This is a genomic window from Pedobacter sp. 05L430, from assembly GCF_056397585.1.
This window is the reverse complement of record NZ_JBFTNT010000190.1, coordinates 1-8,347: the sequence shown is the minus strand read 5'-3', so window position 1 is coordinate 8,347 and position 8,347 is coordinate 1. Positions and strand designations below refer to the sequence as shown.

Below are 8,347 nucleotides of genomic sequence, written 5' to 3'. Positions count from 1 at the left end.
TTCAGATTGTCCAGATTTTAAACATATTTGGTTAACTAATATACCGCTCTTGGAATTGAAATTCCCCAGAAAAATGCATTTTGATATTGAAATATTACGAAAACGATTGCGAAGAATGCCTCCAGATTTCAGCAATTAGCCTTATAATTGTATATAGAAAAAGCCACCCAAAATGAACCGTAAACATTTTCTTTCCTTTGTTGTCACAGCCGGAGTATCTGCTTCAACGTCAAAGGTATGGAGTAATACTGAGGCGGTAAATAAAGTGATAACCTCAGAGTTKGCTAAATCAAAAATACCACCGTACCTTAAGCCGGGCGATACCATAGCAATAACAAGTCCGGCCAGCTACATCTCTTTATTAGACATCCAGCCATCCGTACAATTGATGCAAGGCTGGGGCTTTAAGGTCGAAACCGGGAAAACGATAGGAGCAAAAGACTTTTCACTTGGAGGTACCGATCAGGAAAGAGCAGCAGATTTGCAGCGGATGTTAGATGATCCTAATATCAAAGCAATTATGTGTGCCAGAGGGGGCTACGGACTGGTACGGATAATTGATAAGCTGGATTTTACAAAGTTCAAAGCCAATCCAAAATGGATAATAGGCTTTAGCGATATCACGGTTCTTCATACACATATTCATAGCAATTATGGTATTGCAACCATACATTCTAAAATGTGCAACAGCTTTCCAAACGATTGGCTGCTGGCAAAACCCATTCAAATAGAAACAATTCTCTCGATAAGACAGGTACTAACCGGCGAGGATGTTAAATACACTGCGCCACCGGTAAGTTATAACCGGCCGGGTAAAATAGAAGGTGTTTTAGTAGGGGGCAACCTTAGCCTCATTGAAACCCTTGCGGGAAGCAATTCCGATCTTAAAACTGATGATGCCATCTTATTTGTGGAGGACACCCATGAAGAACTGTACAGTATCGACAGAATGTTTTGGAACCTAAAACGCAGCGGAAAACTAGATAAGCTTAAAGGATTAATTATAGGAGGCTTTAGCTTAAAAGAAGAAACTCCGGGCGAAGAATTTGGCAGGACAGTTTACGAGATCGTAACAGAGAAAATAAAGGAATATGATTACCCTGTATGTTTTGATTTCCCTGTGGGTCATCAAATCAATAACTTTGCACTCAAATGCGGTGCAAAGCATATCCTTAATGTAGATGAAAATGGCAGTTCCCTTGTATCCATCTAATCCTGCTTCCATAAAACTCTCTGAGCTTACCGGTCAAATCCAGCAGGCAATAGATGGGGTATTCGGACAAAGAACCTTTTGGGTAATTGCCGATGTTACCAATTATACCTACAAGCCACAAAGCAATTACCATTATTTTGAACTGGTAGAGAAAGAAAAATCATCTAACAGGATTCTCGCTAAAATTGCCGGAAGGGCCTGGGGAAACGCCTCTGTAAACATTGCCAACTTTGAACAGGCAACCGGACAGAAGTTTAAAAACGATATTAATGTTTTGGTACAGGTTACCGTTCAATATAACCCCGCTTTTGGCCTGCAGCTAAATCTGATAGATATAGATACCAACTTTACCCTCGGCCTATTTGAACAGCAACGAAAAGATACGCTAGAAAGGCTGGTCAGGGAAAATCCCGAATTCATTCAAAAAAGGGGAGAGCAGTACTTTACTAAAAACAGTGGCCTGCAATTAAATAAAGTATTACAACATATTGCCGTTATTTCCTCAGATACATCTGCGGGTTATATGGATTTTAAGCATACGCTTGAAAATAACTCATTTGGGTACAATTTTATAATTGATAACTATTTTACCCTAGTGCAGGGTGATGTAAATGCCAAACAGATTCTTAACAAGATCATAGAAGTATATCAATCTGCCAAAGCATATGACGCAGTGGTTATCATTAGAGGCGGTGGTTCGCAAACCGATTTTCTCATATTTGATAATTACGACCTGAGCAGGGCAATCGCTAAATTTCCCATTCCGGTAATTACAGGAATAGGGCACCAGAAGAATGAAACCATTGCCGATCTTATGGCACATACTTCAACCAAAACACCAACCAAAGCAGCTGAGTTAATAATTGCGCATAACAGGGCATTTGAGGAATCGGTATTGAGCATTCAGAAAATGATGCTGATTAAAACATATCAAATGATCAATCATCATAAAGACAGGCTTAATCATCTGAATCAGATTACCATAAACACCACAAGAAACCTGTTGCATGAGCATCACAGAAGTATTTTAAATTTATCAGGCCTGATACTCACCAACCCTAAAATAATCATCTCAAACAGGCGTAAGGACCTCAGTAACCTAAACAGCAACCTGCAATCATACAGCAGAATGTATTTTGCTAATAAAAGAGGTTATATAGGCCACTTTCAGTCGCTGGTAAAATTGATGAGTCCGCAAAGTATCCTCAATAAAGGCTTTGCGATTATAAAAATAGACGGGAAGATTGTAAGCAATGCAGATGGGGTAGAAGCCGGTCAGGAGTTAACAGTCAGATTGGCTACAACAGAAATAAAGACAACAGTAAAATCTAAATCCAGATACAATGGGAACGAATTTAACATATGAGGCTGCCTATAAGGAGCTAACTGAGATTGCACAGGAAATAGAGAATGAATCTGTTTCAGTAGATGTACTTGCTGATAAGGTTAAGCGTGCATCGGAACTGATTGAGTTTTGCCAAACCAAACTAAGGGCAACAGAAATAGAAGTAAACAAGATCATTAAACAAATGGAGAACCAATAAACTATAACCAGTTATTGGCTTTGTACCACTTAACTGTATCAATTAATCCCTTTTCAAGATTAAACTTAGGTGCATAGCCAAGATCCTGCTTTGCGCTGTCAATATTGCAAGCCCAGTTAATAGCAGTAAGCTCTGCCATCTTTTCTTTATTTAAGGTAGGCGTATTCTTACTGTTTAAATAAATGAAATCCATAAATGAAGCCATAGCTCCAACAACAGGTACGGGTAAATGGAACTTAAAAGTTCTTTGCTTTAGTGTCTTTTTAACCAGTTCAGCAAGCGCATAACGATCGTAAACATTGCCGTCCGAAATATTGTATTGCTTTCCATTAATCTTAACAAAAAGAGAATTTACAATAACATCAGCAAGGTCTTTTACATAAATGAAGCTCAGCTGCTGTTTAAAACTGCCTATGTGAGGTTCCAGACCTCTGCTTATACTTTTAAATAGAATAAAAATATCCTTTTCACGAGGGCCATACACCGCTGTGGGGCGAATGGTGATCAGCGGCAGACCCGGAATTTCAGATAAGTATTTTTCGGCAAGTAATTTACTTGTTCCATAATTAGTTACCGGATGGGCAGGAGTATCCTCTTTAATTTCCTTACTAAGATCAACCAACGGACCCAAAGCAGCCAGACTACTCACAAAAACAAACTTTTCTAGTCTGATACTGGCAGTAATTGCGGCAACAGCAAGGTACTCGGTAAACTCAGCATTTATCTTATTGTATTCCGCTTTTGTTTTAGCTTTGGTAATACCGGCAGCATGAATAATATAGTTGAACTGATGTTCTTCGAGCTGAGATCTTAAATTATCTACAGAGCTATAGTCCAGGTCAATATACTTAATGTCAAATACACTCAGGTGACTTTTATTACTGCTTTTGCGAACAGCAGCATAAACCTCTAAGCCAGACTGTATTGCTTTCTCAATAAGATGATAACCCACAAAACCTGTAGCACCGGTAATTAATACCCTTTTACTCATATGGCTTTCTCGTAGATCCTGTATTTTTTATAAGGATCGCCTTTGATGGCAATAATTGCATTATTAACAAGATCGTTATGCTCTAATGTCCATCCCGCCTCAGCGTATTCGAACTTTTTAGCTTTGTAAGATTTAATGATACTACCATAAATACAAGCTTCGATGCCCATTTTACGATAACCATCAACAACGCCCAGAAGTAAAATTCTTATTCCTTTAACGTTTTTCTTACCAAATAATAATTTAAATATACCTGTAGGAAGGAGCCTTCCTTTTTTAATTTTAATCTGGATCTGGTTCATGTCCGGAATGGCAGCGCCAAAACCAACAAGTTTACCATCTTGTTCTGCAACAAAACAAAAATCAGGATCAAGTACCAGTTTAAGATCTTTAGCCTGATAGTCAAACTCCTCATCATTTAATGGTRCAAAGCCAGCATTTTTATCCCATGCTTTATTGTAAACCTCACGCAGGTTGGCCGCTTCCTGTTTAAAGTTCTTCATGTTGATCTTACGGATGGTGATGTTATTCCTATTCAAACGCTCCTCTAACCTGTCCATAAGTTTTACAGAGCGGTCGTCGTAATTATCACCATTAAATTTCCAGGCAATAAGATCTACCTTCTTTTTCAAATCCCAGCCCTCCATTAAAGCAGAGTAGTAGGTTGCGTTGTAAGGCATCATAACAACCGGAGGAGAATCGAATCCTTCGATCAATAAACCACAAGATTCATTGGTAGAGAAGTTAACTGGGCCAATAATAGCGCCTGTTACACCTTTATCTTTTAACCATTTGGTTGCAGTATCAAATAATAAATTAGCAGCCTCCTGATCGTTTATGCAGTCAAAAAAACCGAAGAAACCATCATTTGCACTGTTAAAAATATTATAGTTATTGTTCAGTATAGCGGCAATTCTGCCTATGATTTTGTCTCCTTCGAAAAGCAAAAAACACTGCAATGAAGAGTGTTTATGAAAAGGATGTGTTGTAAGTAAGTCTCTTTGAGCTATAAAGAGCTCTGGAACATAATTCGAATCCCCTTTATAAAGGTCGTGAGGGAAATCAATAAACTGACCTAATTGCTTTTTATTGCTAACTGCAACTATGTTTCTCATATAGTTACCTGTGATAAATTAACTTTAACTTGTTTAGCAGCCGCTGCAATTTTTTCAACAGCTTCCTCTATCTGAGCAAAAGTATGTGTAGCCATTAACGAGAATCTTAAAAGAGAAGAGTCTGATGGTACAGCAGGCGAAACCACAGGGTTTACAAATATTCCGTTCTTGCTTAAAATATTGGTGATCAAGAAAGTTTTGTCGTTATCTCTGATGTAAACCGGAATAATCGGGCTATCAGTATGACCTATATCGAAGCCGGCGTCTAAAAGTAATTTCTTAGCATAATTTGTATTGGCCCAAAGCTGATCTATACGCTCAGGCTCAGACTCAATAATATCAAGGGCAGCAATAACACTTGCAACAGCCGAAGGTGGCATACTTGCACTGAACATCAATGAGCGTGCTCTGTGTTTCACAAATTCTATAGTTTCTTCAGATCCTGCAATAAAGCCGCCTAGCGAAGCTAATGACTTACTGAAAGTACCCATAATCAAATCAACCTTATCAGTTAATCCAAAGTGAGAAGCAGTCCCGGAACCATTAAAGCCGATTACACCTAAGCTGTGTGCATCATCCATCATAATGTTTGCGCCAAACTCATCAGCAATTTTTACGATCTCCGGTAAATTAACCAGGTCACCCTCCATGCTGAAGATACCATCGGCAACAATTAGTTTTGCAGCATCTTCAGGCAATCTGCTCAATTTCTTGCGCAAATCATCCATGTCATTATGTGCATATTTTATAGAACGTGAAAACGATAATCTGCTGCCATCAATGATAGAAGCATGGTCGTATTCGTCAAGAATTAGGTAGTCATTTCTATCAAGTAAACATGATATTACACCTAAATTAACCTGAAATCCTGTGCTAAAAAGAACGGCAGCTTCTTTACCTACATATGCAGCCAGTCTTTTTTCCAGTTCAATATGTATGTCAAGTGTACCATTTAGAAATCTTGATCCGGCACAACCAGTGCCATATTTATCAACTGCAGCTTTTGCTGCTTCTTTAATTTTTGGGTGATTTGTTAACCCTAGATAGGAGTTAGAACCAAACATCAGAACTCTCTTCCCATCTATCATCACTTCCGTATCCTGTGCTGATTCTATTGCTCGGAAGTAAGGATATAAGCCTTTTTCCTTAATTGCTGAAGCATCTTTAAAAGCTGCTATCCTATCTTGTAATTTTTTGCGCATGCTAGTACTATATGTTTAGATTACAGGGTTGGTTATTGTTGATGTCGGTTTATGTTCCAAGAAATGATTCCTAAATCTATATAATCCCCTTTTGTAATTAGTTTGAAAAATCAACATCTATGCCAATTAAAAAAAACTTCTCAAATCTAAGATCATAAATACAGAAAACAAAACTTGAACTCAACCAAGTTTGAATATATTAATTTTTAAAACAAAAATTACAATTTTCTTATAATTTTAATTCGAATAGCTCCGAATTATTAAGAAAAAAATTGCTTTTTGCAGGCCAAAGATAATGATTTTTATAATCCTACACTCTGACTTCAATAGTATTTTAGTCAAATGAAACTCTTTTTTTTTGCCTACCGCTGTTTGCAGGTGAACAGCAGACTCCGTAATACCGCATTTTAGGCCGTCTGGATTGAGTTTGTTCATAACACCTCGTCATTCTGAGCTGTCGTCATCTCGACGAAATTTTATGCTAAATCTATTTTATGTTACCAACGACTTCCAGACGAGTATTGAACGGCTTTGCAACGACTCTGAAGGCCTTTTGTCAATTAAGTATCTTTTTAAAGTGATATAGGAAACGGATGAAGGGCGAGGATGCATTAAAAGGAAACAGGGATGAATCTGGCGATTATCCCTGTTATTAATAGATGGTTGGTCCACCACAGACCAACCTAAACCAAACAAACTGATCATATAACGAGCGATATTGTTAATTTGTTTTCAACGAAAAAAATAAAAACAATTTCATGACAAATCCCCCTTATTGTATAACGTTTTATCATGTAACGTAATTGATAAAAACCTAAAACGATGCTGTAGAAACGTTATATTAGTACTTATTGTTCATATTTTAATTATTTACCTATGGATCAGAAAATCATCAATTTATACGATGAATACACCCACAGCAAACTGAGTAGGAAAGAATTCATGAAAAAGCTGGCTATCATTACCGGAAGCACAGCTATAGCCTTAACAGTATTACCTTTACTTGAAAACAATTATGCATCAGCCTCCAGTTTTAATGATAACAGCATTAGTACCGAAAACATTACCTATCCTGGTGCAGATGGTGATGTAAAGGCTGTGCTGGCAAAGCCAAAGGACAAAAAGAACCTGGGTTGTGTACTTGTTATTCACGAAAACAGAGGGCTAAACCCTCATATTATAGATGTAACCAAAAGAGTAGCTGCCGAAGGTTTTATTGCTTTAGGAGTGGATGCCTTATCGCTATTCGGCGGAACACCCTCGGATGAGGATAAAGGCCGGGAGCTGATCGGAAAGCTGGATCCGGCAAAAAACTTGCAGAACTATCTGAAAGGACTTGAATATTTGAGAAGCAGGAAAGATGGAAACGGAAAAACCGGATGTGTTGGTTTTTGCTGGGGCGGGGGCATGGCAAACAAACTTGCAGTAAGCGATCCTAAGTTGCTTGCAGCAGTTGCATACTATGGAGCACAGGCAGCCGCAGAAGATGTTCCTAAGATAAAAGCCAGTGTAATGCTTCATTATGGTGGACTCGATGAGCGTATAAATGCGGGAATTCCGGCTTATGAAGCAGCTTTGAAAGAAAATCATATAGATTATAAAGTCTATATTTATGAAGGCGTAAATCACGCTTTTAATAACGATACTTCGCCGACCAGATACAATGAAGCGGCTGCTAAACTGGCCTGGCAAAGAACAATATCTCTGTTTAAAGCTAAATTAAGCTAGGTTCGATTTGTCGGTTATAATTATTTAAGAAAAAAGTAATGTTTTTTTACAATTAATAAAACAAAATTTTCTCTTGGGTGTTATGAAAAATATTATATAATTATACTTATAACTGACACTAGCATTGGAATTTAAGCGAAAAATGCTTAACTTTGTGCAAATTTTTAGAAATTAATGAAGATATTTATTACAGGCCTTCCTTTAGAAGTGGGGGAAGATGAATTAACAGCCGTATTTGGTGATTTCGGTCAAGTAAAATCACTAAGGATTATCAAAGATCGCGAAACTGGTCAGAGTCGTGGGTTTGGTTTTGTGGAAATGCCGGTAGAAGAAGAGGCAAAAGAAGCAATCAAACGCATGAATGGCGGCGATTACAATGGTAACCGTATCAAAGTTGCTGAAGCACAAGAAAAACCAAATACTGGTGGTGCTGGTGGTGGTGGCTTTAAACGCAATAACCGTACAGAAAAAAGCTATTAATTAGCTTTTTTATTAAAATTAGTTACTGATTCTATTTTAATATACTAGAGCAGCAGTGGTGACATGCGTCATTT

General features: G+C 37.8%; 8 protein-coding genes. 5 read left to right on the top strand and 3 right to left on the bottom strand.

Annotation, left to right across the window (positions count from 1 at the left end):
- Positions 1-172 precede the first annotated feature (172 nt).
- From AC1DG9_RS19315 to xseB, 3 genes are read left to right on the top strand one after another with little or no spacing between them, the layout of a single operon-like run.
- Entirely contained in the window at positions 173-1,213 is a 1,041-nt protein-coding gene (locus AC1DG9_RS19315) for a S66 peptidase family protein (RefSeq protein ID WP_477635059.1), read from the top strand.
- Positions 1,188-2,579 (top strand): exodeoxyribonuclease VII large subunit, encoded by a 1,392-nt coding sequence (gene xseA / locus AC1DG9_RS19310; protein ID WP_288879368.1) that lies wholly within the window; start codon positions 1,188-1,190, stop codon positions 2,577-2,579. The genes AC1DG9_RS19315 and xseA overlap by 26 nt, the downstream gene beginning before the upstream one ends.
- Positions 2,557-2,757, top strand: coding sequence for an exodeoxyribonuclease VII small subunit (xseB, locus tag AC1DG9_RS19305; protein WP_288879367.1), 201 nt, complete (start codon positions 2,557-2,559; stop codon positions 2,755-2,757). The genes xseA and xseB overlap by 23 nt, the downstream gene beginning before the upstream one ends.
- A gap of 1 nt (position 2,758) precedes the next feature.
- Here the strand turns inward: xseB and AC1DG9_RS19300 are convergent, their stop codons facing one another.
- The 3 genes from AC1DG9_RS19300 to spt are packed head-to-tail and all read right to left on the bottom strand — an operon-like array spanning position 2,759 to position 6,065.
- Positions 2,759-3,748, bottom strand: coding sequence for an NAD-dependent epimerase/dehydratase family protein (locus tag AC1DG9_RS19300; RefSeq protein WP_172662998.1), 990 nt, complete (start codon positions 3,746-3,748; stop codon positions 2,759-2,761).
- Positions 3,745-4,863, bottom strand: coding sequence for a hypothetical protein (locus AC1DG9_RS19295; RefSeq protein ID WP_477635058.1), 1,119 nt, complete (start codon positions 4,861-4,863; stop codon positions 3,745-3,747). The genes AC1DG9_RS19300 and AC1DG9_RS19295 overlap by 4 nt, the downstream gene beginning before the upstream one ends.
- On the bottom strand, positions 4,860-6,065 hold the full coding sequence (gene spt / locus AC1DG9_RS19290) for a serine palmitoyltransferase (protein ID WP_048905335.1): 1,206 nt from the start codon (positions 6,063-6,065) through the stop codon (positions 4,860-4,862). Before spt ends, AC1DG9_RS19295 begins: the two co-directional genes overlap by 4 nt.
- An 876-nt stretch (positions 6,066-6,941) precedes the next feature.
- Here spt and AC1DG9_RS19285 point away from each other — a divergent pair.
- Together AC1DG9_RS19285 and AC1DG9_RS19280 are read left to right on the top strand one after the other, a co-directional pair.
- A complete protein-coding gene (locus AC1DG9_RS19285; RefSeq protein WP_288879365.1) occupies positions 6,942-7,793 on the top strand; it encodes a dienelactone hydrolase family protein in 852 nt (283 codons plus the stop codon).
- A gap of 174 nt (positions 7,794-7,967) precedes the next feature.
- Entirely contained in the window at positions 7,968-8,273 is a 306-nt protein-coding gene (locus AC1DG9_RS19280; RefSeq protein WP_048905338.1) for an RNA recognition motif domain-containing protein, read from the top strand.
- Positions 8,274-8,347 lie beyond the last annotated feature (74 nt).

Bases quoted from the DNA above. Each gene is read 5' to 3' on its own strand.
- spt (WP_048905335.1), bottom strand. From the start codon at position 6,065: ATGCGCAAAAAATTACAAGATAGGATAGCAGCTTTTAAAGATGCTTCA.
- xseA (WP_288879368.1), top strand. From the start codon at position 1,188: ATGGCAGTTCCCTTGTATCCATCTAATCCTGCTTCCATAAAACTCTCT.
- AC1DG9_RS19285 (WP_288879365.1), top strand. From the start codon at position 6,942: ATGGATCAGAAAATCATCAATTTATACGATGAATACACCCACAGCAAA.
- AC1DG9_RS19300 (WP_172662998.1), bottom strand. From the start codon at position 3,748: ATGAGTAAAAGGGTATTAATTACCGGTGCTACAGGTTTTGTGGGTTAT.
- xseB (WP_288879367.1), top strand. From the start codon at position 2,557: ATGGGAACGAATTTAACATATGAGGCTGCCTATAAGGAGCTAACTGAG.
- AC1DG9_RS19280 (WP_048905338.1), top strand. From the start codon at position 7,968: ATGAAGATATTTATTACAGGCCTTCCTTTAGAAGTGGGGGAAGATGAA.